17 protein-coding genes are annotated in these 24524 nt (G+C 73.4%); 16 read left to right on the top strand and 1 reads right to left on the bottom strand.

Annotated elements, in window-relative coordinates; genetic code table 11:
- Nucleotides 1–40 precede the first annotated feature (40 nt).
- Genes ABFT23_RS21330 through ABFT23_RS21320 form a run of 3 tightly spaced genes read left to right on the top strand, consistent with a single transcriptional unit; the run spans nucleotide 41 to nucleotide 7267 of the window.
- Nucleotides 41–4525 (top strand): hypothetical protein, encoded by a 4485-nt coding sequence (locus ABFT23_RS21330; protein WP_347898900.1) that lies wholly within the window; start codon nucleotides 41–43, stop codon nucleotides 4523–4525.
- Nucleotides 4526–4532: 7 nt separating this feature from the next.
- A complete protein-coding gene (locus ABFT23_RS21325) occupies nucleotides 4533–5207 on the top strand; it encodes a DUF4255 domain-containing protein (protein ID WP_347898898.1) in 675 nt (224 codons plus the stop codon).
- An 11-nt stretch (nucleotides 5208–5218) separates the two neighbouring features.
- Nucleotides 5219–7267 carry an ATP-binding protein gene (locus ABFT23_RS21320; RefSeq protein WP_347898897.1) on the top strand — a complete coding sequence of 683 codons (2049 nt, stop codon included), beginning with the start codon at nucleotides 5219–5221 and terminating at the stop codon, nucleotides 7265–7267.
- A gap of 55 nt (nucleotides 7268–7322) precedes the next feature.
- On the opposite strand, the gene ABFT23_RS21315 is transcribed toward ABFT23_RS21320, so the two are convergent.
- Complete coding sequence (locus ABFT23_RS21315; protein ID WP_347898895.1) at nucleotides 7323–8564, bottom strand: HNH endonuclease signature motif containing protein; 1242 nt, start codon at nucleotides 8562–8564, stop codon at nucleotides 7323–7325.
- A 377-nt stretch (nucleotides 8565–8941) separates the two neighbouring features.
- On the opposite strand from ABFT23_RS21315, the gene ABFT23_RS21310 reads away from it, so the two are divergent.
- The 13 genes from ABFT23_RS21310 (at nucleotide 8942) to ABFT23_RS21250 (ending at nucleotide 24524) form a co-directional block, all read left to right on the top strand.
- Nucleotides 8942–9760: an eCIS core domain-containing protein gene (locus ABFT23_RS21310; RefSeq protein WP_347898893.1), complete on the top strand. Its 819-nt coding sequence runs from the start codon at nucleotides 8942–8944 to the stop codon at nucleotides 9758–9760.
- Nucleotides 9757–13656, top strand: coding sequence for a phage tail protein (locus tag ABFT23_RS21305; RefSeq protein WP_347898891.1), 3900 nt, complete (start codon nucleotides 9757–9759; stop codon nucleotides 13654–13656). Before ABFT23_RS21310 ends, ABFT23_RS21305 begins: the two co-directional genes overlap by 4 nt.
- A gap of 117 nt (nucleotides 13657–13773) precedes the next feature.
- Nucleotides 13774–15327 (top strand): phage tail sheath family protein, encoded by a 1554-nt coding sequence (locus ABFT23_RS21300; protein WP_347898889.1) that lies wholly within the window; start codon nucleotides 13774–13776, stop codon nucleotides 15325–15327.
- Nucleotides 15328–15386: 59 nt separating this feature from the next.
- On the top strand, nucleotides 15387–15833 hold the full coding sequence (locus ABFT23_RS21295; RefSeq protein WP_347898887.1) for a phage tail protein: 447 nt from the start codon (nucleotides 15387–15389) through the stop codon (nucleotides 15831–15833).
- Nucleotides 15833–16294 carry a hypothetical protein gene (locus ABFT23_RS21290; protein WP_347898885.1) on the top strand — a complete coding sequence of 154 codons (462 nt, stop codon included), beginning with the start codon at nucleotides 15833–15835 and terminating at the stop codon, nucleotides 16292–16294. Before ABFT23_RS21295 ends, ABFT23_RS21290 begins: the two co-directional genes overlap by 1 nt.
- Entirely contained in the window at nucleotides 16291–16449 is a 159-nt protein-coding gene (locus tag ABFT23_RS21285; RefSeq protein WP_347898883.1) for a DUF6760 family protein, read from the top strand. The genes ABFT23_RS21290 and ABFT23_RS21285 overlap by 4 nt, the downstream gene beginning before the upstream one ends.
- 3 nt (nucleotides 16450–16452) lie before the next feature.
- Nucleotides 16453–18741, top strand: coding sequence for a hypothetical protein (locus ABFT23_RS21280; RefSeq protein WP_347898881.1), 2289 nt, complete (start codon nucleotides 16453–16455; stop codon nucleotides 18739–18741).
- 72 nt (nucleotides 18742–18813) lie between these two features.
- The gene (locus ABFT23_RS21275; RefSeq protein ID WP_347898879.1) at nucleotides 18814–19248 is read left to right on the top strand and encodes a phage tail protein; all 435 of its coding nucleotides are present in this window, start codon (nucleotides 18814–18816) and stop codon (nucleotides 19246–19248) included.
- Between the two features lie 30 nt (nucleotides 19249–19278).
- The gene (locus tag ABFT23_RS21270) at nucleotides 19279–20103 is read left to right on the top strand and encodes a CIS tube protein (RefSeq protein ID WP_347898877.1); all 825 of its coding nucleotides are present in this window, start codon (nucleotides 19279–19281) and stop codon (nucleotides 20101–20103) included.
- A complete protein-coding gene (locus ABFT23_RS21265) occupies nucleotides 20090–21868 on the top strand; it encodes a VgrG-related protein (protein WP_347898876.1) in 1779 nt (592 codons plus the stop codon). The genes ABFT23_RS21270 and ABFT23_RS21265 overlap by 14 nt, the downstream gene beginning before the upstream one ends.
- Nucleotides 21868–22152: a PAAR domain-containing protein gene (locus ABFT23_RS21260; RefSeq protein ID WP_347898874.1), complete on the top strand. Its 285-nt coding sequence runs from the start codon at nucleotides 21868–21870 to the stop codon at nucleotides 22150–22152. Before ABFT23_RS21265 ends, ABFT23_RS21260 begins: the two co-directional genes overlap by 1 nt.
- A gap of 12 nt (nucleotides 22153–22164) precedes the next feature.
- Nucleotides 22165–22575, top strand: coding sequence for a GPW/gp25 family protein (locus ABFT23_RS21255; RefSeq protein WP_347898872.1), 411 nt, complete (start codon nucleotides 22165–22167; stop codon nucleotides 22573–22575).
- Nucleotides 22572–24524, top strand: coding sequence for a putative baseplate assembly protein (locus ABFT23_RS21250; RefSeq protein WP_347898871.1), 1953 nt, complete (start codon nucleotides 22572–22574; stop codon nucleotides 24522–24524). The genes ABFT23_RS21255 and ABFT23_RS21250 overlap by 4 nt, the downstream gene beginning before the upstream one ends.

The following is a 24524-nucleotide window of genomic DNA, read 5'->3' as shown; positions in this document are numbered from 1 at the left end:
CCAGCGGGAGGACGTCGTGCGCCCAGGGCGGAGAGCGGTCGTGGCGGCCTCGGCCTGCCTGCTCGCCTCCCTCGTCGCGGTGCTGCCGACGCAGGCGGCCCCGCTCGTGCGTGCGTTCCCCGGCGACGAGGCGCTGCTCGCCTGGTCGAGCAACCGCGACGGCGGTCCCGACGTCTACGTCGCGGCGGGCGACGGCAGCCACACCCGCCGGCTGACCACGAGCCCCGACCCCGACACCGCCCCGGCGTGGTCGCCCGACGGCACCCGCATCGCCTTCGTGCGCCGCACGACGCTCGGCAGCTCCGACATCCTCACCATGGACGCCGACGGCACGGGCGTCACGACGCTCTCCTCGGTCGCCGCCGAGAACGTCGACCCCACGTGGTCGCCCGACGGCACGCGCATCGTGTTCGCGAGCAACCGGACGACGGGCCGCTTCCAGCTGTGGTCGGTCGCGTCGTCCGGCGGGCCGGCGACCCTCGTCGTCCCGACCGCGGTGGGCGGCAACGTGCGGTCGCCGTCGTGGTCGCCCGACGGCGCCTCCATCGCCTACACCGGCAACCCGAGCGGGGTGACCTCCGACCGGCTCTACCGGGCCGACGCCGACGGCACCGACCCGGTCGAGCTGGTCGTCGCCAACGGCATCGCCGACCCCGACTGGTCACCGGACTCGACGCGCATCGCCTACTCCGCCGTCGACGTGACCAACGAGGACGTCTTCGCCGTCCCCGCGTCTGGAGGGGCGCCGACCGTCCTCGTGGGCGGGCCCGGGCTGCAGCGCCAGCCGGCGTTCTCGCCCGACGGCACCTCGCTGGCCTACGCGGCGTCGTCCGACACCGGGACGAGCTTCGCGGTGTGGCGCACCCGGCTCGACGGCAGCGAGCCGGCGACGCGGGTCACGCCGGACGACGGCGCCGTGGCGCACCAGCCGTCATGGCAGCCCGGGCGCCCGATCGCCTCGCTCGCGCTGACCGAGGGCGGCGGCGATGCGACGGTCGGCACCGACCACGACGTCGTCGTCACCGCGCTCGACACCGGCGGCACGCAGGCCGCCGGGCGCCGGATCCGGTTCGAGGTCGTCGGCGACCCCACGCAGACCGGCGTGGTGCTGACCGGCGCCGAGGGCCGGGCCCGGTTCACCACCACCCGCGCCGACGCTGGGCCGACCACGGTGCTCGCGTGCGCCGACGTCGACCTCGACGACGTCTGCGGGCCGTCCGAGCCCGCGGTCGACGTCGCCGTCCTGTGGGTCGATCCGGACGGCGTCGACGAGCCGCGGCTGGCCTTCACCGACGACGCCGACGCGCTCTACGCGGTCGACGTCCTGCGCACCGGCCCCGGTGCCGGCGCCCGGCACGGTGCCGTCACCCGCCCGCGGTCGGTGCAGACCGGGCTCGAGGGGTTCGAGCCCGGGCCGGCCCACGAGGGCGAGGCCGGCGGGGTGCCCGGGCAGCTGCCGGCGTTCGTCAGCAGCCGCGACGACCCGGCCGGCGAGGTCTACCTGGCCCGGGAGCACGGCAGCGCCGAGCGGGTCACCTGCGACCCCGGGCGCGAGACGCACCCGGTCGTCAACGGCAACGGCGAGGTCGCCTACGCCTCTGACGCCGACGGCGACTGGGACGTCTACGTGAGCAGCCCGCCGCCTCCCGGCCGGGTGGCGCCCTTCGGCCAGGCCCCACCGGTGCCGTCGCGCGCCACCGCGTGCGGTGTCGGCTGGACGACGGTCAACCTCACCGACGACCTCGTCGCCGGGCCGGACGACGAGCCCACCGACGAGCTGTGGCCGACCTGGACCTACGACGCCACGAACGACCTCGCGGGCGTCGACGGCGTGGCGTTCAGCAGCGCCGTCCCGGACGCGCTCCCCGACCTGGTGCAGCTGCCGCGCACCGGCACCGGCTGGGGAGCGGCGATCGCGCTGACGAGCACGCCGGACGTCGCCGAGACGCAGCCGGCCGCCATGGTGCAGTCGGTCTTCGTCGACTACGTCCCCGGCAGCTGCGGGGTCCCCGACGGTGACTGCATCCCGATCTACGAGGACCAGGACTGGCTGGCCTTCACCACGACCGAGCGGACGGCGTCCGGCACGATCGCCTTCCTCTCGCCCTCGCAGCCGGGGGTCGTCACGACGCCGGACGACGCCGACACGCTCGGCACGGAGCCGGCGTGGTCGAGCGTGCTGAACCCGAGGTACCTCGCGGTCACCACGACCGCCGACGACCCCTACGGCGACATCGCGATCGGCTTCGTCGCCCCGGCCACCGCCGAGCAGGGCCTGGGCACCAGCCCGCCCGACGTCGTCACGGTCGAGCGCCTGGTCACCCCGGTCTCGGGGGTCGGCGAGAGCCACCCGTTCTGGCGCCGTCCCTACACCGGCGACAGCCCGCTGGCGACGGCGACGCTGTTCTTCACCAGCCGCGCGCAGGACGTCGTGCGGGCGGGCTCGCGGCTGCTCCACGCCGACGTCGCCGACGTGCGCGCCAGCGACGGCAGCCAGCGTCGTCCGGTGCGCCGTGGGCGCGAGGTCGTCGACGGCGAGGTGCGGCACCGCTACGACGAGGCGGGGCCGGCGTACTCCCCCGACGGCCGCGAGATCGTCTACAGCACGGACGGCGGGACGACCGGCGCCCAGCCGGACGTGCGCGTGCTGATGCGCGCCGACGCCGACGGCAGCGACGCCCGGCCGCTGCTGCCCGCGGGCGGGCGGCAGGGGCTCGACACCGACGTCGACCCGGTCTGGTCGCCCGACGGCACCCGGGTCGCCTTCACCCGCGTCCGCGGGTTCGAGGACGCCCCGTCCCTGCCCCCGCAGCTGTGGCTGCACGACCTCGAGGCCGGCACGGTCACCCGGGTGCCCGGCGGACCGGCCGGCGACCCCGCCGTCACCACCCTGACGCCGTCGTGGGCGCCCGACAGCCGGCACGTGGTCGTCGAGCGGGCCAACGGCGGCTCGTACCGCCCGTTCCCGGCCGCACGCCGGTGGGGGCGACCCCCACCGGAGCAGGCGACCGACCTGGTGCTGCTCGACACCTCCGACCCGACCGCGCCCCCGCTCGAGCTCGACTCGTGCGCCGACGGGTGCCGCCCGGCCGGCCGGCACCCGGCCTGGTCGCCCGACGGCACCACGATCGCCTACGAGTACCAGGGCCAGCTGAGGTCGTTCGAGTTCGTAGGACCATGCTGCGACGAGCGCAACGAGATCGGCCTCGTGCCGATCGTCGACGACCAGGTGCTGGTCGGCAGCACCATCGACTTCGGCCCGCTGCCGCGACCGCTGACCCCGAGCCGCCGGGTCGTCGCAGCCGCGCAGGACCCCGCGTGGTCGCCCGACGGGACCGAGATCGCCTTCAGCGGACAACCCGTCGGTCAACCGGACGACCGGAACGTCTACGCGATCGCTCCCGACGGCTCCGGACTCCGACAGGTGACCGACGAGCCGTCGCCCGAGACAGAGCCGGCCTGGCAGGTCGACCGTGAGGCCGACCTGTCGGTCACCGTCACGGTGGCCCCGACGTCGGTGCTCGTCGGGGACACGCTGGTCGCGACGTTCACCATGCGCAACGACGGGCCGACCCCGGCCTACGACCCGCACCTGAGCACCTCGTTCGGCCCCGGCGCCGTCGTCGGCGCCGTCCCGGGAGGCCCGGCCGGCTGTCGCGCCGACGGCACCGGGTGCGACCTGGCGCGGCTCGACCCGGGCGAGGTACGCGTCTACCAGGTCCGCGTGACGCACCCGACGCCCGTCACCGGCACGGCGACCGGCACGATCGTCGCGGCCGAACCACCCGACCCCGACCTGGCCGACAACGTCGACAGCGCGCTCTACCGGGTCCGCGGGCGCCGTCCCGTCGCCGACGTCGACCGGGCCGACGTCGCCGTCCGCATCGAGCTCGACCGGTCGGTGGGCTACGTCGGCGGCCTGCGCACCGCCACCGTCACCGTGCGCAACCTCAGCCCCGACCCCGCGGACGACGTCCGCCTGCGGGCCACGTGGCCGACGGCCGTCGCGGCGTCCGGACCCGCACCGCCGTGCCTGACCGCCGGGAACCCGTGCCTGCTCGGCGGGCTCGCGCCGGGCGAGGTCCGGCTCTTCACCGTCGGGCTCGAGATGCTCGCCGGGACGCAGGCCCCGGTGACGCTCGGCGCACGGGTCTCGACGACGACGTCCGAGACCACGCTGGTGAACAACGCCGACGAGGTGCGCCTGCGGATCCGGCAGCCGAGCCTGCGGGTGCTGCCCGGCGTCGCCCCGCCCGGCCGGGTCGTGCTCGCCTACGGCGAGGACATGCCGCCCGGCTCCGACGTCGACCTCACCTGGCTGCCCGGCATCACGATCGACCCGGGGCCCTTCCGGGTCGCCGCTGACGGCACCGTGCGGGTGCCGCTGCTCGTCGTCCGCCACGACCTGCTGGGGGTGCGGCTGCTCACGGCCACCAGCGTCGGCGGGCTGTTCACCCCGGTCGACGCCGAGCTGCTCGTCGTCCCGCGGACCCTTGCGCCACCGAGCTTCAACGGAAGAGGCTGATGACCGGATGATCGCCCACGTCGACGACGCCCTGCACGAGATCGTGTCAACCGAGGCGCTGAGCGGCTCCGAGCTCGAGGTCGTCTTCGACGCCCCGACCAAGGACTGGGCGGCGCGCCGCAACGCGCCGACCGTCAACCTCTACCTCTACGACATCCGCGAGGACCTGCGGAGGCGGCCGGCCGGCCACCTCGAGGAGCGCGACCCGAGCAGCGGCCACGTCGTCATGCGCCGCCCCGCCCCCCGGTTCTTCAAGCTCTCCTACCTGGTCACGGCCTGGACCCAACGGCCGGAGGACGAGCACCGCCTGCTCGACAGCCTGCTGCGTGCGTTCGTGAAGTACGACGCGCTGCCGCCGCGCCTCGTCGTCGGCCAGCTCGCCGAGCCGCAGCAGCCCGTGCGGCTCACGATCGGCCTGCCGCCGCCGGAGGACCGGGCGTTCGCCGACGTGTGGTCGGCCCTCGGCGGCGAGCTCAAGCCGTCGCTCGACCTGGTGGTCGTCGCGCCGATGTGGACCGGGCAGGAGTTCCCGGCGGGGGCGCCCGTCGAGGAGGGCCTGACCATCGACGCCTCCGACCTCGTGCACGGCGGCCGCGACGAGGGGCGCCGGCTGCACGAGCCGCCGCCGGCCACGATGCCCACGACGGGCACCCCGCGGGCCCGTCGGCGGAGCTCGCGGTGACCGGCCGGTCGATGACCAGCCTCGCGCACCTGCTCGGCCGGCTCGGCGTGGTCGAGGACCGCATCCGCCGGCTGGTGGCCGAGCGTCGCGCCGACGACCCGGCGCCCGACGACCCGTTCCGCGGCCTCTACCTCAGCGACGAGGCCGTCGACCGGCTGCTGGCGACCCCGCGGGCCGCGGTCGAGTGGCCGCAGACGGCCGCCCGGCTCGAGGCCTGCGAGCTCGCCGCCGACGTCGCGGCCGAGGACGGCGGCGAGCTGCGGCTGCGCGACCTGGCCGCGACGTTCGGGCTCGACGACGTCGACCTCGACCTGCTGCTGGTCGGGCTCGCGGCCGACGTCGACCCGCGCTTCGAGTCGTTCTTCGGCTACCTCAACGACGACGTCAGCCGGCGGCGTCCGTCGGTCGCCGTCGCGCTCGAGCTGGCCGGGGTGCCGCTCTCGTCGTCCAGTGGTCACGCCCACCTGCTGCGCGGGCCGCTCGTCACCGGTGGCCTGGTCGCGCTCGACGACGGCGACCGGCCGTTCCCGGGCCGCGCGGTGCGGGTGCCCGACCGGGTGGTCTCGTTCCTGCTCGGCGACGACGCCCCCGACCCGGCCCTCGCGCCCGTGCTCGCCACCGTGCCCGACGTGCCGTGGGGCGACCCGTCACCGCTCGCCACGGCCCTCGGCAACGGCGTCACGCTCGCCTACCTGCGTCAGCCGGCGACGGGCTCGGGGCGCGTGCTGGCGGTCGAGGCGCTCCGCCTGACCGGGCACCGGCCGCTGGTGATCGACCTCGAGCGGCTCGTGCGGCAGGCCGACCCGGTGGGCCTGGCCCGCGTCGCCGTCCGCGAGGCGCGGCTGGTGGGCGCGGGCATCGTGGCCGGGCCGGTGTCGGCGGTGAAGGAGCGGCCGCTGCTGCTGCACGAGCTGGTGGCCGACCCGCGGCCGCTGCTGCTCGTCGGCGAGGAGTCGTGGGACCCGTCGTGGACGCTCGACCCGCCGCTGTTCGTGCCGGTGCCGGCGAGCACGCAGCAGGAGCGACGGGCCGTGTGGCGCTTCGCCCTGTCGGGCACGGTCACCGCCGCCGACGCGCTCGAGAGCACCACCCAGTTCCGCCTGCGGCCCGAGGACGTCGCCCGCGCCGCTGCGTCGGCGCGGGTGCAGTCGATGCTGGCGCCTGACCAGTCGGTGACCGCCCGGCACCTGCGCCTCGGGGCTCGCTCCGAGAACGGCTCGGCGCTCGAGCGGCTCGCCCGCCGCATCGAGCCCGCGGTCGGCTGGTCGGACCTCGTGCTGCCGCCCGCCGTCCTGACCGCGTTGCAGGAGGTTGCGCTCCGCGCCCGCCACCGCGAGCAGGTGCTCGGCGACTGGGCGATGCGCCCCGGCGGCGGCCGTGGCGTCGGCGTCGCGGCGCTGTTCGGCGGCGACTCCGGTACCGGCAAGACCATGTCGGCCGAGGTGATCGCGCACGACCTCGACCTCGAGCTGTACGTCGTCGACCTCGCCACCGTCGTCGACAAGTACGTCGGGGAGACCGAGAAGAACCTCGAGCGGATCTTCACCGCTGCCGCCGGCGTCAACGCCGTGCTGCTCTTCGACGAGGCCGACGCGATCTTCGGCAAGCGCTCCGAGGTCCGTGACGCCCACGACCGCTACGCCAACGTCGAGAGCGCCTACCTGCTGCAGCGCATGGAGTCGTTCGACGGCCTCGTCATCCTGGCCACCAACCTGCGCGCCAACATCGACGACGCCTTCACCCGCCGCCTCGACGTCATGGTCGACTTCCCCCTGCCCGACCCCGACCACCGCCTCGCGCTGTGGGACCGCTGCCTCGGCGCGGCGGTGCCCCGCTCCCCCGACACCGACCTCCGCTTCCTCGCCGACGCCTTCAGCCTCGCCGGCGGTGCCATCCGCTCCGCCGCCGTCACCACCGCCTACCTCGCCGCCGCCGACACCGGCGTCATCGGCATGCGACACCTGGTGACCGCCGTCCAGCGCGAGTACCGCAAGCTCGGACGGCTCTGCCTCGAGTCGGAGTTCGGCGTCTACTACCGGCTGCTCCACGAGACCGCGTGAGCCGAGCGCGTGCCGGTAGCCCCGGTCCGGTCGGAGTCGGGGCTGGTTGGGGCTTTCAGGGATGTCGGCGTGCTCGGGTGCCGGGTGGTGGCCGTCGGTCGACGGTCTTCTCGACGCCGGTCGGTGAGGTCCAGTGGTAGCGGCCAGGTTCGATCATCCGGTAGGACCAGTCACCGCGGGTCTTCGCGCGGTGGTGCCTGCGGCAGAGCAGGGCGAGGTTCCAGGTCGCGGTGACGCCGCCGGACTCGAACGGAACGATGTGGTCGAGGTCGACCCGGCGTCGGGTGCAGTCGGGGAAGACGCAGCACCGGTCACGCAGCGTGACGCGTTCGCGGATCGCATCACTGGGTCGATACGAGGGGGTCTCGAGGGGTTCGGCGAGGTCGATGACCGGCTTCACGGTGACCTTCGTGCCGGCGGCTTCGCACCAGGAGCGGACCTGCTGAACCAGGAGCGGGGTCTGGGTGTTGTCGAGCAGACCGGGCAGGTCGGGGTTGGTGGCGTCGAGGTGGGCGTAGATCGTGACCCCGCGCCCGGTGCTGCTGGTGTCGAGGTCGAGGGCGAGCTGGGTACGGGCCATCTCTCCGAGGGCCTGGGAGCGTCGGACGTCGAGGGTCTCGGTCGACCCGAGGTCGGCGAGGGTCTGGGCGCCGTCACGCAGCGCGTGTTCGAGGTCGATCGCGTCCGCGGTGTCGAGGGTGGCGATGACGTCGACGGTTCCGTCGGTGGTCGCACCGGCCAGGTACACGGTGACCCGCCGGTCCTCGAGCGCCGCGAGGCGTCGGGCTTCGGCGTCTTCGGGGTCGTGCTCGGCCCGGGCGGCGTCGACGGTGCGGTCGAGCTGGGCGAACGAGCACCGATCCGCCACGGGTGTGATGGCCTTGTCGACGTGCCACGCCGCCGCTTCGGACAGCGTCATGGTCGCATCCGCGATCTTGAACGCCCGCCACAGAGCGACCTCGTGCTTGACCACCCGCAAGTACAAGCGCGGGAGCCGGTGACACAGCTCGAGTGCCCGACCGAGGTAGGTCAGGCCGGCGTCGGTCGACATCCCGAGTGACAGGGCGAGGTCGAGCGCGGCGTACTCCGACACCGCCGGCGCGCCCGGGCCGGCCAGGTGCAGCGGACGCTCGACCGACTGGAACAGCACGATGACCTCGTCGGAGGTGGCCTCGTACCGCTCAGCCCACGCGAGGACCGACTTCAGCGTCTCGACCTGTGCGTCAGCCTCAGCGAGGCGACGTCCACGCACCGCGTGCAGCAGCGGATCGCTGCTGGTGCGGGTCGAGGTGGCCATAGGCCATGATACCACAGAATCGAACACGCGTTCGACTCGAAGTCGACCACGAACCCGACCTAGCTCCCTCCGCTGGCCGCGCATTTGGCGGGCGGTGCGCCGGAGCTTGCGGAGGCGCCACCGCACGCGCCGGACCAGCACGCCGCGAGAGGCTCGGGGTCAAGGACCAATCCCCAAAACCGTGGTACAGCACGACGAACGGATTGGTCCTTGAGGCCGAGACGCGGCGTGCTACCGCGCGCGGCCAACCCAACCCCGCACGGCAACCACGACAGGCCCTGCCCGATCAGGCACCCCCACCTGCCCCGAGACACGTCTCGACGGCACCCACGGGCGACGTCCCCCGGTGCGACGGTCGGAGGAGGTCCGAGCACCCGATGACGGAGGTCGCCATGCGCCACCACGGCCACGAGCAGCACGAGTCCGAGGCCGAGCACGCCCACGCCGGCAAGGCGCCCGAGCTCGACCCGGTCACCATGAAGGCCGTGCAGCAGGGCCGGTCCGACGTCGTCGGGCACGCCGGCGTCCTCGGCCTCCAGCGAGCGGCCGGCAACGCCGCGACGGCGGCCGCCGTCGAGCAGGAGCGCTCGCCGGTGCACGACGTGGTCTCCGGCGGCGGGTCGCCGCTCGACGACGGCGTGCGGACGTCGATGGAGGTACGGATGGGGCAGGACTTCGGCGACGTGCGGGTGCACACCGGCGACGCCGCGCACGACTCGGCGACGTCGGTGAGCGCGCACGCCTACACGGTCGGTTCGAACATCGTCTTCCAGCGCGGCGCCTACGACCCCGGTTCGACGTCGGGTCAGACCCTGCTCGCCCACGAGCTCACGCACGTCGTGCAGCAGCGACAGGGCCCGGTCGACGGGACGCCGTCCGCCGGCGGCGTGTCGGTGAGCAGCCCCTCCGACCGCTTCGAGGTCGAGGCAGCCGCGAACGCAGAGCGCGTCATGTCGCAGCCCGAGCCGACCAGGCCGGTGCAGACCGCGAGCACCGCCTCGCCTGCGGCCGCCGTCCAGCGGCACGCAGATCACGACCACGGCGACGAGGCGAGCGTGCAGGCCGCGCACGACCCGTCGCTGCCGGCGGTGCAGCGCGCCGAGGAGGGCGAGGAGGAGGAACCGGCCCAGGCCGCCCACGACCCGTCCCTCGGACCGGTGCAGCGTGAGGCCGAGGAGGAGGAAGCCGAGGGGTGAGTGCCGCCCGCGAGCACGCCGCGAGCGAGGCCCTCGCCCGCGGCCGGGAGGCCGTGACCCGGGCCGCGCGGCCTCGGGGACCGGCCGCCCTCGTGGCGCTGCAGCGCTCGGCCGGCAACGGTGCCGTGGCCGCGCTGATGGCCGGCCGCACCAAGGCGTCGGGCGACGCCGCCGCCGAGATCGACCGCGCGCTGACCGAGGTCCGCGGTGGCGACCCCGACATCGACGCCGTCGAGAAGGGCCTGAAGGCGACCAGGGCCGCCGGCGTGCCGGTCGACATCGACGGCGAGGCCCAGAAGCCCGGGCCGAACGCTCTCGCGGTGACGAAGACGGGCTTCGGGCCGGGATCGGTGACGCCGAAGAAGCCCGTGCCGCCGACCAAGCCCGTCAAGCCGGTCTCGCCGTTGGGCAAGGCTGCCGCGAAGGCACCGAGGCCGGCCGTCCCCTCGAAGGACGCCGCCCCGCGACCCGCGTCCACGCCCACCGCGGCATCCGGCGGCGGGGCCGGTGCCGCGCTGGCCGGGCCTGCTCCGCTGGCTCCGGGCGCCGAGCTCGCCCCACCCGTCGCCCCCGCCGGCACCCGGCCCGCCGACGACCCGGCGTTCCAGCAGGTCGAGGGCGGCGTCGCCGACGTCGCCGGGACCGCGAAGGCGCACCCCACGGCAGCGTCGAAGGCGCAGGAGGCCCAGGGCGCGGCCCAGGCCCCCGCCGACGACCTCGCCGCCCAGGCCCGGGCCGCCAAGGCCGACACGATGGACGCCCAGCAGGCCGGGACGTTCGACAAACCGGCGTTCATCGCCGCGGTCAAGACCGCGATCGAGGCGAAGGCGCCCCAGACCCTCGAGGAGGCCGAGTCCGCCCCGGGCCGGGCCGGCGAGGTCAAGGGCGAGGTCAAGGGCATGCTCGGCGCCGACTCGAAGGGAGCCGCGAAGGACATCGAGGCCGCCACCGACGCCCCGCCCGACCAGTCGACGGCGGTGCCGAAGGACGTCGAGCCGATGGCGGCGGAGAACCCGGGCCGGGCGGGCGTCGTCCCGGCAGCCGGGGCTGCGCCGAAGCCGGCTCCGGCCGACCAGACCAACCTCGCGGCGGGGAAGCACCAGACCGATGCGGAGATGGCCGACGCCGGCGTCACCGAGCAGCAGCTCGCGAGGTCGAACGAGCCCGAGTTCGAGGGTGCGCTGACGGCGAGGAAGAAGGCCGCCGAGCACGCCGACACCGCGCCCGCGGCCTACCGCGAGCAGGAGAAGGCGAAGCTCGAGCAGTCGAAGGCCGACGCCGGCGCCGAGACCCGGGCCGGCCTGACCGGCATGCACGGGGCCAAGGGCGCGGCGATCGCGCAGCTGGTCGCCCAGAAGGGTCAGGCCAAGAGCAAGGACGAGGCCAAGCGCGCGGAGGTGACCGCGCGCGTCCAGTCGATCTTCACCGCGACCGAGGCCGACGTGAAGAAGATCCTCAACGGCATCGACGCCAAGGTCGACGCGGCGTTCGAGACCGGCGAGGCGTCGGCGAAGGCGGCGTTCGAGGCGTTCGTGGCGGCCAAGATGTCGGCCTACAAGCGCGAGCGCTACGGCGGCTGGCTCGGCGGGCTCAAGTGGGCCAAGGACAAGCTGCTCGGCATGCCCAGCGCCGTCGACGCGTTCTACGAGGCCGGCCGCGAGCTCTACCTGCAACGCATGGACGGCGTGATCTCGCGCGTCGCCGACATCGTCGGCGGCGACCTCGGCGCGGCCAAGCAGCGCATCGCGCGCGGCAGGAGCGAGATCTCCGCCTACGTGACCTCGCTCCCCCAGGACCTGCGCAAGGTCGGCACCGAGGCCGCCACCGAGATGGGCGACCGTTTCGAGCAGCTCGAGTCCGACGTCGGCGCCAAGCAGGACGCGCTCGTCGAGAGCCTCGCTACCAAGTACGTCGAGGCACGCAAGGGCCTCGACGAGCGCATCGCGGCGATGCAGGCCGAGAACAAGGGACTCGTCGACGCCGCCATCGGCGCGATCAAGGGCGTGATCGACACGATCAAGGGCCTCGTCGACATGCTCAAGAACGTCCTCGCGCGCGCCGCGAGCGCGATCGAGGACATCATCAAGGACCCGGTCGGTTTCCTCGGCAACCTCGTCGCCGGCGTCAAGGGCGGCATCATGCGGTTCTTCGCCAACATCGGCACGCACCTCAAGAAGGGCCTCATGGGCTGGCTCTTCGGCCAGCTCGCCGACGCCGGGATCGAGATGCCCGAGACCTTCGACCTCAAGGGCATCATCAAGCTGGTCGCCTCGGTCTTCGGTCTCAGCTGGGCCAACATCCGCAGCCGCATCGTCAAGCAGATCGGCGAGAAGGCGATGGGGGCGATCGAGAAGGGCGTCGACATCTTCGCCAAGATCGCCTCGGGCGGCATCGGCGCCGTCTGGGAGCTGATCGTGGAGAAGCTCGGTGACATCAAGGCCATGATCATGGAGCAGGTCGAGGACTTCGTGGTCACCAAGGTCATCACCGCCGGCATCACCTGGCTGATCGGCCTGCTCAACCCCGCGGCTGCGTTCATCAAGGCCTGCAAGCTGATCTACGACGTGATCATGTTCTTCGTCACCAACGGCTCGCGCATCATGAAGCTGGTCACCACGATCATCGACGGCGTCGTCGACATCGCGAAGGGCAACGTCTCGAGCGTCATGGCCAAGATCGAGGACGTGCTCGGCCAGATGGTGCCGGTCCTCATCGGCTTCCTGGCCAGTGTGCTCGGCGTCGGCGGCATCGGCGAGAAGATCAAGTCGATCATCCAGACGCTCCAGAAGCCGTTCACCAAGGCGATCGACGTCGTCATCAAGGCCGGCCTCAAGCTCGCCGGCCCGGTGATCCGGGGCGTCACCGGCCTCGGCGCGAAGGCGAAGAAGAAGGTCGCGGCCGGCAAGGCCTACGTGAAGGGAAAGGTCGACGCCGGCAAGACCTGGACGAAGGACAAGATCGCCGGCCTCCGGGAGAGGGCCGGGTTCTCCGCGAGGGGCACGTCGCACTCGGTGACCGTCACCGGCGACAAGCCCGAGAACGTGAAGATCACCGTTGCCTCGACGCCGCGCGAGGCCGGTGCGGCGATGACCCGCGCGATGGCCGCGGCCGACATCGACACGCTGCCCGACGCCCGCGACCGGGTGGCCGCAGCGGCCGCGTTCCGCGACGTGGACGCGAAGCGCGGCGCCCTGCAGGAACTCGCGCGCCAGGTGATGATGAGGTCCGGCGGCAGCATCCCGCCGGAGCTGTTGCGGCAGGCCCGCGCCCTCGCCAACGCCATCGCCCGGTGCTGGGAGATCATCGGCTACGACGGCGAGTCCATCAACCGGGTCAACCGCGGCGGCGAGGCGGGCCAGGCGGGCGACGTCCACCGGCACGGCCAGAAGGGCAAGGAGTTCGACGACGCCAAGACCGGTCGCGAGCGGGAGGTGTCGCGTCTCGAGAGCGAGCACGTCGTCCCGTGGGGCTGGTGCCAAGCAATCGTGCAGAAGCTGTTCGGCATCGGCACCCTGCCCGGCCAGAGCACGAAGAAGACCGGCGGCGTCGTCACCGAGCAGGGCTCGGTCGCCTACCCACGACTGACGACCGTCATGATCTACGAGCGCGCGGCCGAGCTGAAGACGTCGCAGCTGTCCAGCAACGACGCCCAGTTCAAGAGGTGGATCGAGGGGGTCAGCGCCGCCGACGCCCGGCGCACGCTCGCCGAACACCTGCCCACGCTGGTCAAGTCGCGCATGGACATCATCACCACGGCTGTCGGGACGTACGTCGCGAAGGTGCAGCGCGAGGACGGGATCTCGCTCCCCCACCGCCCCGACGAACCCACCATCCGACGGGCCACGGCAGCCCAGCTCGCCGAGATCTTCGCAGCGATCCGCGAGTCGCGGCGTTGACACCTGCCCGATGAGGCACCGGACACTTCCTCCGCGACCGTCCACGCAGCCGTCCCGGGCACCGCCATCACCGGGAAGCCTTGAAGTCCTCACCGTCATAGCCGAGGAGGCTGCAGGATGCCCACCTATCTCTCGCCCGGGGTCTACGTCGAGGAGGTCGAGGCCGGAACCCGTCCGATCGAGGGGGTCGGGACGTCGGTCGCGGCGTTCGTGGGCCTGGCCGCCAAAGGCCCGGTCAACGAGCCGACGCTGGTCTCCAACTGGACCCAGTACGCCGAGACGTTCGGCGACTTCACCGAGAACGCCTACCTGGCGCACGCCGTCTACGGCTGGTTCCTCAACGGGGGCGGCAACTGCTTCGTCGTCCGCATCGAGCCCAGCGGCGGACGCGGCGGAGCGGCGAAGCCGAAGGAGATCACCCCGCCCAAGCGGGCCCAGATCGGGGGCTACACGGCCACCTCGATCGCCAAGGGCGCGACGGCCGGCAAGACGATCGGCGTGGTCGTCGAGCCCGCCGGCGGCGAGAACCCGCCAGGTGAGACGTTCCGGCTCGTCGTCACCGTCGACGGCAAGGACACCGAGACCTACGACAACGTGACCGCGCAGCCGGGCGACAACAACGTCGCCGTGGCGGTGAACGCGGCCTCGAAGCTGATCAACCTCGAGGAGACGTCGTCGGGCAGCGCCCTCGCCGTCGCGACGGCCGGTCAGGCCGTGCTCGCCGAGCAGGAGCCCGTGCCGGTGCCGCCGTCCGTCGACAACCTCGGCGCCGGCGACTACGTCGGCGACGCGGCCCAGCGGACCGGCTTCAGCGGCCTCGAGGCCGTCGACGAGGTCACGATGGTCTCGGTGCCCGACCTCGCCGCCGCCTACGAGCAGGGGGCGATCGACCTCGAGACCTTCAAGGCCGTGCAGCTCGGCATGATCGCCCACTGCGAGCTCATGGGCGACCGCATCGCGATCCTCGACACCCCGCCCGGCCTCAACCCGCAGCAGGTGCACGAGTGGCGCACCCGCGGCGCCGGCTACGACTCGCGCTTCGCGACGATGTACTGGCCGTGGGTGAAGGTCTTCGACCCGGCGTCGAGCACCAACAAGTTCGTGCCGCCGTCGGGCCACATGGCCGGCGTCTGGGCCCGCAACGACGACACCCGCGGCGTGCACAAGGCTCCCGCCAACGAGGTGGTCCGGGGCGCCATCTCGCTGCAGACCCAGATCACCAAGGCCGAGCACGACCTGCTCAACCCGGTCGGCATCAACTGCATCCGCACCTTCCCCGGTCGTGGTGTGCGCGTGTGGGGCGCGCGCACCCTCTCCAGCGACGCCGAGTGGCGCTACCTCAACGTGCGGCGGCTGTTCAACTACCTCGAGGAGTCGATCCTGCTGGGCACGCAGTGGGTCGTCTTCGAGCCCAACGACCCAGCGCTGTGGGCGCGCATCCGGCGCACCATCGCCTCCTTCCTCATCAACGAGTGGCGCAAGGGCGCCCTGTTCGGCACCACCCCCGACGAGGCCTTCTTCGTCAAGTGCGACGACGAGACCAACCCGGCCGAGGGCATCGACGCCGGACAGGTCGTCTGCCAGATCGGCGTCGCGCCCGTGAAGCCGGCCGAGTTCGTCATCTTCCAGCTCTCGCAGTTCTCCGGCGGGACGAGCCTGGTCAACGAGTAGCCAGTCCATCCACCAGACCCTCTGTCGCACCAACCTCGAACTGAAGGAGACGCACCACCATGGGACTCGCAGACCCCCTCGACTCAGCCTCGGCCAACGGCTTCATCGTCACCGTCGACGGCATCCAGATCCCCAAGGTCAACGAGGTCAGCGGCCTCAAGGCCGAGGTCGACAAGATCGAGCTGAAGCAGCAGACCAGCGACGGCAAGTACGTCGTCCGCCAGCTCATCGGACGCCCCAAGGCCGGCGAGCTGACCGTCACCCGCGGCCTCACCGACTCCAAGACCATCACCGACTGGCTCAAGCAGGTCGCCCAGGGGGACGTGTCCGGCTCGCGCAAGACGGCCTCGGTCGCCCTGCTCGACTACGCCGGGGCGCCGATCAAGACCTACAACTTCACCAACTGCTGGGTGCGCAGCGTCGAGGTCAACTCGCTCAAGGCCGGTGCCGCCGAGCAGGCGACCGAGAAGTTCGTGATCTGCTACGACGAAGTGACCGTGTCCTGATGCAGCGCGGACCCGGCCCCGCCGTGCTCGACCCGCTCACCGCGGGACCGCCCGTCGTCCAGGAGCGGGCGCCGGTCGAGACGGCGCAGACCATGCGCACGGAGTTCGACTTCGAGCTGCCGCGGGGCTACGTCGACGGCGACGGCGTCGTCCACCGTCACGGCACGATGCGCCTGGCCACCGCCCGCGACGAGCTGTTGCCGCTCTACGACGAGCGCGTGCAGGAGAACGCCGCCTTCACCACGGTCGTGCTGCTCGGCCGGGTGATCACCCGCCTCGGCACGCTGCCGATGATGAGCGCGCAGGTCGTGGAGAACATGTTCGCCAGCGACGTCGCGTTCCTGCAGGACTTCTACCGGCGCATCAACGCCGAGGGACACACCCGGGCCGCCGTGACCTGTCCCGAGTGCTCGCAGCGCTTCACGATCGACCTCGCGGGTGGGCGCCTGGGGGAATCGTGACGTACGCGCCCGCCCGGCTCTACGAAGAGGTCGCGTACGTCGCCTACCACTTCCACTGGCGGCTCGACGACATCCTCGACCTCGAGCACCCGCAACGGCTGCGCTTCGTCGGCGAGATCGCGAGCATCAACACCCGGCTCGCCGAGGAGCGGTGACCCGTGCGCTGGCCCTGGTCACGACGCGACGACGCGCCCGTCGAGCTCCCTGCGGCACTGGCACCGGCACTGGCACCGGCCCCGTCGCCGGCACCGCGTGAGCCGGCGCCGTCGCCCCTGGGCTGGGCGTTCCTGCCACCCATCCAGCGCAGCCTCGCCGAGGGCATCCAGACCATCACGCGGCCCACGACGTTCCCGCACGAGCTGCCGGCGTGGCGCTCACCGGCCTTCACCGACCACCTGAGCCACGCCGTCGTCGACACCGCGCCCTCCGGCGTGATCGACGGCGACGGCGGTGGCCTCGGTCCCGGCACGGGGACGCCGTCGGCCCTCGTCCCGGCCCCGATCGAGCTGACGCTGCTCCCGCCGCCGCGCCCCTCCCCGGTGCAACGGGCCGTCGGTCCGCGGGCGAGCAGCGACACCCCCGACCTACCGGTGGCCCGCGCCGTCCACGTGCACGACCACGACTGCGGCCACGAGCCGCCGGCCCCCACGGCACCCTCGCTCGTCACCGCCCCGGCGCTCGGCATGCCGCTGGTGCAGCGCGCGGTCGTGCCCGACGCCGCTCCGGCGGCGGCTCCGGCGCCTGACCCGGCCCCCGAGGTCGCCGAGGTCGCCGAGGCCGAGCCGGCGGATCGCGCCGTCCTCGGGCCACCGGACGACGACCTGCCGGCACCGCTCGCCGCGCCCGGCGTACCGCGCCCGCTGCAGCGGGCGACCGACGCACCCCTCGCCCTGCCGCCCGCAGCCCCCGTGGTGGCGACCCGGCCGCGCCTCGGTCTCGGCGCACCGCTCCCCCAGGTACCCGCGACCGCCGTCGCCGAGCCCGGCATCGTGCCGTACGCGCCGGTCACGTCGCTCGCGTCGGTCACGCCGGAGCCCCCGGCCACACCCGCCGCGGCACCCGTTCTCGAGCTGCCCGGGGCCGGTGGGTTCACCGAGGTCGCCGTGCAGCGCGCCGTCGTCGAGCCGGACGCCGACGCGGCGCCACCCTCACCACCCTTGCCACCCGAGCCGCACGAGCCGGACGACGCGCCCGCACGGCCCGAACCGGCCGACACCGTCGTCGAGACCGCCCCCAAGGCCGTCGTCGCGGCGGTGCCGTCAACCCCCGTCACGCTGCCGTCGGCACCCCTGCCGCTCACCCGCGGCCTCGCGACCTCGGTGCAGCGCGACACCGTGCTGCCCGGGCCGGGCCGACCGACACCGAACCTGGTCGTCCGGCCGGCCCCGCTCCTCCCCGCACCGCGTACGCGCGAGCGGGTCGTGCCGGTGCAACGGATCCCGGCCGTCCCGGTCGCTGCGCCCCGGTCCGCCCCCGCCCCGACACCACCCACCGGCGCCGGCGCGGTCGGTGCCAGCGGGGTCGGCGCGCGGGACGACGCCACGGCCGTCGGCCCGGACGACCCGACCGGGCCACCGCCGACCGCCCCGACCCTCCCGACCCTCCCGATCGACCTGAGCGCACCACCGACCCCGACCACACCGACCACACCGACCTCACCGACGAGTCCGCCGGTACCGCCGGTCACCGTGTCGCGCTTCGCGCTGCCGTCGCTGCCGTCGATGCCCCCGATTCCCTCGATGCCGGGCGCTCCGCCGATGCCCACCGCGCCGTCGGTGCCGTCGGTGCCGTCGATGCCGTCGATGCCGTCGATGCCGTCGATGCGCGACCTGCCCTCGTCGCCGGCGGCCGCCGACCTGCCCGGACCCGACGACCTACCGGCGATGCCGACCGTCCCCGAGCCGCCGTCCCTGCCGGACCTGCCAGACCTCCCGACCGGCCTCCCGGTACCCGGACTGCCGTCCCTGCCGACCGTGCCCGGACTGCCCGCGGCGCCCGGGCTCCCGGCCGACCTGCCCTCCGTGCTGCCGAGCCCCGGCGAGCTCACCTCGGGCCTGCCGGCCGCGCTCCCACTGGCCACGCGGCCCGCCGACGCCGTCGCGGCGACCGCCGGCGGCGCGGCCGCTGCCGCGGGTGCCCTCGCCTCCGGCCCCGCGTCGCTCCCGCACCTGCCGGGCCTGCCAGTCCCCGCAGTGCCCGGCGCCGTCACGACGCCCGACACCACCGGCGCCGTCGGGGATGTCAACGCCGACGCCGCCGGGGATGCCGAGCCAGGCAGCGCGACGGGCAGCGCGACGGCCACGGGCGCGACACCGGCGGGCGGTCGGGCCTCGGGGGCCGACGACGACGCCCTGGCACACCGGCTGTTCCCGCCACTGCTGCGCCGGCTCAAGAACGAGCTCCTGCTCGACCGCGAGCGCCGCGGCACCCGCACCGACGCCTGGTGAGGTCCGGCTGGTGAGTGTTTGGTGAGTGCCCACGGATAGACCGGAACCCCAGATCGAGAGAGGAGCCCGCCCATGACCCAGCTGCAGGACGTCGACACCGCCGTCAGCGTCGCCTTCGTGGTGAAGATCGACGACGCCAGCATCGGCGCCTGGAGCAGCTGCGAGGGCCTGGGCGCCGAGGTCGTCATGGAGATGCGCGAGGAGGGCGGCAACAACGCCCACGTGTGGCAGCTGCCGACACGGCTCAAGTACAGCAACATCAAGCTCACCCGCCCCCTCGGCGCCGACACCTCGAAGATCGCCTCCTGGGTCTCGTCGGTGGCCCAGGGCTACGAGCGCAAGACGGCCGTCATCCAGGCGATGCGCGCCGACGGCAAGGTCGTCGCGGAGTGGTCGGTCGTCGACGTCCTGCCGGTGCGCTGGACCGGTCCGAGCCTCAACAGCGACCAGCCGAAGGTGCTCACCGAGACCCTCGAGATCGCCCACCACGGCTTCACCACCCGGTAGCGACCAGGTAGCAGGCAGGAGAAGAGCGCCATGGGCGGGAGTCCGGTCAGCTTCGACGCCGCCGCCGCGGGTTCGCCCGTGGGCGCCGGTGGTCGGCCCAACCTGCAGCACGCCTACCTGATGGTGCACGAGCCCTCGACCAACGGGTCGCTGTCGGCGCCGGGGGCCTTGCTGTTCCAGCTCGACTTCCAGTTCAACCCGAAGGAGATCGCGCTGGCCAAGCAGGCCAGCTGGAAGCGCGAGCCGGCCAAGGGCAACAAGAGCGCACCGCCGCCGCAGTTCACCGGCAGCCAGCCGTCGAAGCTCACGCTCGAGATGTTCTTCGACGCCAGCGCCAAGCATGACACCAGCGTCGTCAAGACGGTCGAGAAGCTGTTCTCGCTCACCACGCCCACGCAGTCGTCGATGACGTCGAAGAAGGCGTCGCCGCCGTGGGTCGTCTTCCGGTGGGGCAGCCTGACCGGGTTCCTGGCCTACGTCAGCCAAGTCTCGGCGAAGTACACGATGTTCACCGCCGACGGCCTCCCGATCCGGGCCGCCTGCCAGGTGACCCTGGAGGAGCTCGCCGGCGACGCGCCGAAGCAGAACCCGACGTCCGGTGGTCTCGTGCCGCACCGCGTGCACCAGGTCGTCGAGGGCGACTCGCTGCCCGCGATCGCCTACCGCGAGTACGGCCAGCCGGCGCTGTGGCGGGCCGTCGCCGACCTCAACCGCATCGACGACCCGATGCGCATGCGGCCCGGCGACCGGCTGATGCTGCCGGCCCTCGAGGAGCTGGAGGCACACGTGCGGGTCGCCGCGGCCTCGACGCCGACCGCCACCCGCCCCGGGACGGTGCTCGATGCCGCACGGTGAGGAGTTCTCCAACACCCTGCAGGTCGCCGTCGACGGCACACCCCTGCCGGCCGACGTCGTCCCGCTGCTCGCCGGTGGGTACGTCGACGACAGCACCAACGTGCCCGACATGTTCGTGCTGCGCTTCAACGACACCGGCGGCACGGTGCTGACCAAGGGCGGGTTCACCATCGGCGCCAAGGTCCGCCTCAGCCTGCAGTCGACGGCGCCCGGTGGCAGCACGCCGCTGCTCGACGGCGAGGTGACCGCGATCGAGGTCGAGGTCGGAGAGCTGGGCGTGCAGACGCTGGTGCGCGGCCTCGACGTCTCGCACCGCCTCTTCCGGGGCACGCGCGTCGAGGCCTACGTGAACATGACGGCCTCCGACATCGTGCAGAAGGTCGCGCAGCGGGCGAGCCTCACGGCCGAGGTCGAGTCGACCCAGGCGACGTACCACCACGTCACCCAGGACGGCGTCAACGACTGGGACTTCCTGCGTCGGCTCGCGCTGGAGAACGATCGACTGCTCACCCTGTCCGACGGAAAGCTGCACTTCACGAGACGGACGCCGGCCAGCGAGGCACCGGGCGGCACAGGCGACTCACGCACCGACCCGCTCGTGCTCGAGGCCGGCGTCAGCCTGGTGCACCTGCGCGGCACGATCACCGCTGCCGGCCAAGTACCGAGCGTCGAGGTGCGCGGCTGGGACCCCGCCACGAAGAAGGAGGTCGTCACCTCGACGTCGGCCGCCACCACGAGCGCGGTGCCCGACAGCGGTGCCACGCCCGCGGCGTTGGCGAGCACGTTCAGCAGCCCGCCCTACGTGCTCGGCCTGGCCGGCCTGCACGACCAGGCCGCCGTCAGCTCGATCGCCGGCTCGCTCGCCGACCACCTCGCCGGCGGCTTCGCCGAGCTCGAGGGCACCGCCCGCGGCAACCCCGGCCTCCGTGCCGGGACGGCGGTGCGGGTCGCCGGCGTCGGGGAGCAGTTCAACGGCAAGTACGTGCTGACCTCGACGCGTCACGAGTTCTCCCCCGACCACGGCTACCGGACGACGTTCGGGGCCAGCAACACCTCCGAGCGCTCGCTGTACGGCGCCACCAACGCCGCCGTCCGCGACCGCCCGACGACCCCGGGCGTCGTCCCGGCGCTGGTGACGAGCGTGCAGGACCCCGACAAGCTGGGCCGGGTCAAGATCCGCCTGCCGTGGCTCTCCGACCAGTACGAGTCGTGGTGGGCACGCACCCTGCAGCCGGGCGCCGGCAAGGACCGTGGCGCCGCCGTCCTGCCGGAGGTCGGCGACGAGGTGCTGGTCGCGTTCTCGCAGGGCGACCTGCAGCACCCGTTCGTGCTCGGCGGTCTCTACAACGGGCAGGACAAGCCCGGCGGCGGCTGGGAGGCCAACGTGGACAGCACGTCCGGCGAAGTGGTGCGCCGCGGGTTCGTGTCGCGCACGGGCATGGTGGTCGAGCTGACGGAGAAGCCCGGTGCCGAGCAGGTCGTGCTGAGCAGCAACGGTGGCGCGCAGAAGATCGTGCTGACCCAGACCGCCGACAAGGGCATCGAGATCGTCTCCGAGGGCCCGCTGTCGGTGACGGCCAAGAGCAACGTCGACCTCAGCACCGGCACCGGCGACGTGTCGGTCAAGGGCACCAACCTGAAGATCGAGGCGTCGGGCAGCCTCGAGCTCAAGGGCACCACCGTCAAGCTGAGCGCCACGGGCACCGCGGAGCTGTCGGCGACGGGGGTCACCACCGTCAAGGGCTCGATCGTGAAGATCAACTGATGCCGCCCGCAGCGCGTGTCGGCGACCTCTCCGGCCACCCCGGCTCCCTCATGCCGCCGGGGTGCCCGACCGTGCTCATCGGCGGCCTGCCCGCCGCGCGGGTGGGCGACCTGCACACCTGCACGATGCCCCCGGTCGCCGGCCCGCACCCGCCGTCCCCGATCGTGCCGCCGGGCGCGCCCACCGTGCTCATCGGTGGGCTGCCGGCCGCGCGCGTCGGAGACATGTCCGGGTGCGGCGCACCGATCCTGCCGCCGGGGTGCCCGACGGTGATCATCGGATGAGGGTGAGGGCCCGTGGGTGAGGAGTTCGTCGGCGCCGGCTGGGCGTTCCCGCTGCGCGTCGACCCGACCGGCAAGGTCGCCCTCGTGGCGGGCACCCACGAGATCGAGGAGAGCATCCGGCTCATCCTCATGACCGCGCCCGGCGAGCGGCCGATGCGGCCCGAGTTCGGCTGCGCGATCCACGACTACGTCTTCGCGCCCGCCGACGCCTCGACGGCCGGCGACATCGCCTACGCGGTGCGCATCGCGATCAACCGCTGGGAGCCACGCATCGACCTCGGCGACGTCGTCGTCCGCTTCGACGCCGTCGACCGCGGCGTGCTCTACGTCGAGCTGCAGTACGCCGTCCGCGGCACCAACGACCCGCGCAACCTGGTCTTCCCGTTCTACGTGATCCCGCCCCACGAGGAGCCGACGCCATGAGCCTGCCGATCCCCCACCTAGACGACCGCCGCTTCCAGGACCTCGTCGACGACGCCAAGCGCATGGTGCAGCAGCGCTGCGTGGAGTGGACCGACCACAACGTCTCCGACCCCGGCGTCACGCTGATCGAGACCTTCGCGTTCATGACCGACGAGCTGCTCTACCGGCTGAACCGGGTGCCGGACCGGCTCTACATCACCTTCCTCGACCTGCTCGGCGTCACCCTGCACCCGCCGACGCCGGCCCACGTCGACGTCACCGCGTGGCTCTCCGCGCCGCCCGCCGACGACGTCGTGCTGCCGGCCGACAGCGACGTCGCCACGCTCCGCACCGCGCAGGACGACGCCGTCGTGTTCGCCACCACCACCGACCTGCGCATGCCCCCGAGGAGCCTGCGGCACGTGCTCACGCAGCCCGTCGGCGGCGAGCCCACCGGGCGCGACGACCAGCTCGGCCTGCAGGAGGAGTTCCCCTGCTTCTCCGAGCGGCCCGCCTACGACGACGTGCTCCTGCTCGGGCTCGACGACGCCGCGCCGGCCTGCGCGATCGGGTTCCGCTTCGAGTGCCACGTGCAGGGCGTGGGTGTCGATCCCACAGCACCGCCGCTGGTCTGGGAGGCGTGGGACGGCGGCGACTGGGTCGGCTGCGAGGTCGAGCGCGACGGCACCGGCGGGCTCAACCGGGCGGGGGACGTCGTCGTCCACCTGCCGAGGAACCACGCCGCGTCGGTGGTGGCCGGGCTGCGTGCCGGGTGGGTGCGCTGCCGCGTCGTCCCCGCGGCGGAGGGGTACCCGTTCTACAGCGCGTCCCCGACGATCACCGCCGCGACGGCGTTCACCCTCGGCGGCACCGTGCCGGCCGTGCACGCCGAGGCCGTGCACGGCGAGGTCCTCGGGCTCTCGGAGGGCGTGCCCGGTCAGGTGTTCCGGCTCGCGCGCGGGCCGGTCGTCTCGGCCGGCGAGCCGATCGAGGTCGAGGTCGCGGCCGGCTCAGGTTGGGAGCGCTGGGTCGAGGTCGAGTCGTTCGCCGGGTGTGACGCCGACAGCCGCGTGTGCCGGGTCGACCGGGCCACCGGCGAGGTGGCGTTCGGACCGGCCGTGCGTGAACCGGACGGCTCGTTGAGGTCGTACGGATCCGTACCACCCAAGGGGGCTCCGCTGCGCGTGCCGACCTACCGCGTCGGTGGCGGCCCCACCGGCAACGTGTCGGCCCAGGCCGTCCGTGTCCTGCGCTCGACCGTGCCGGGCATCGACCGGGTGGTCAACCGGCGCGCGGCCATCGGCGGCGTCGCCTCCGAGACCGTCGACGAGGCGCGCCTGCGCGGTCCGCTCGCGCTGCGCACGCGCGACCGCGCCGTCACCGCCGAGGACTACGAGCAGCTCGCTCGCGCGGCCGCGCCCCAGGTCGCACGGGTCAGGACCGTGCCCGCTGCGAGCGACGACGAGGCCGGTGGCGTCCGGGTGCTCGTCGTCCCGGCGGCCTCGCCCGACGTCGACGGGCGGCTGCGGTTCGAGGACCTCGTGCCGACCGAGGAGACCCTGCGGGCCGTGGCCACCCACATCGACGAGCGGCGCACGCTCGGCGCGCGGGTGAGCGTCGAGCCGCCGTACTACCAGGGCGTCACGGTGGTCGCGACCCTCGTCGCGCGGGCGCGGGCGTCATCCGAGGAGCTGCAGCGCGAGGCCCTGCTCGCCCTCAACCGCTACTACAGCCCGCTCACCGGCGGCCCCGACGGCACCGGGTGGCCCTTCGGACGGCCCGTGCAGGCCGGCGAGGTGTACGCCGTGCTGCAGCGGCTGCCCGGCACCGAGCTCGTCGACGAGGTCGTGCTCTTCGGCGCCGACCCCGTGAGCGGCAAGCGGGGCCAGGCCGTGCAGCGCATCGACCTCGACCGGTTCGCGCTCACCTTCTCCTACGACCACCGGATCCGGGTGGTGCGCGGTGGCTAG

Source organism: Nocardioides secundeburneus, from assembly GCF_039939255.1.
Lineage (GTDB): Bacteria > Actinomycetota > Actinomycetes > Propionibacteriales > Nocardioidaceae > Nocardioides.
This window is presented reverse-complemented; position numbering and strand designations above follow the sequence as displayed.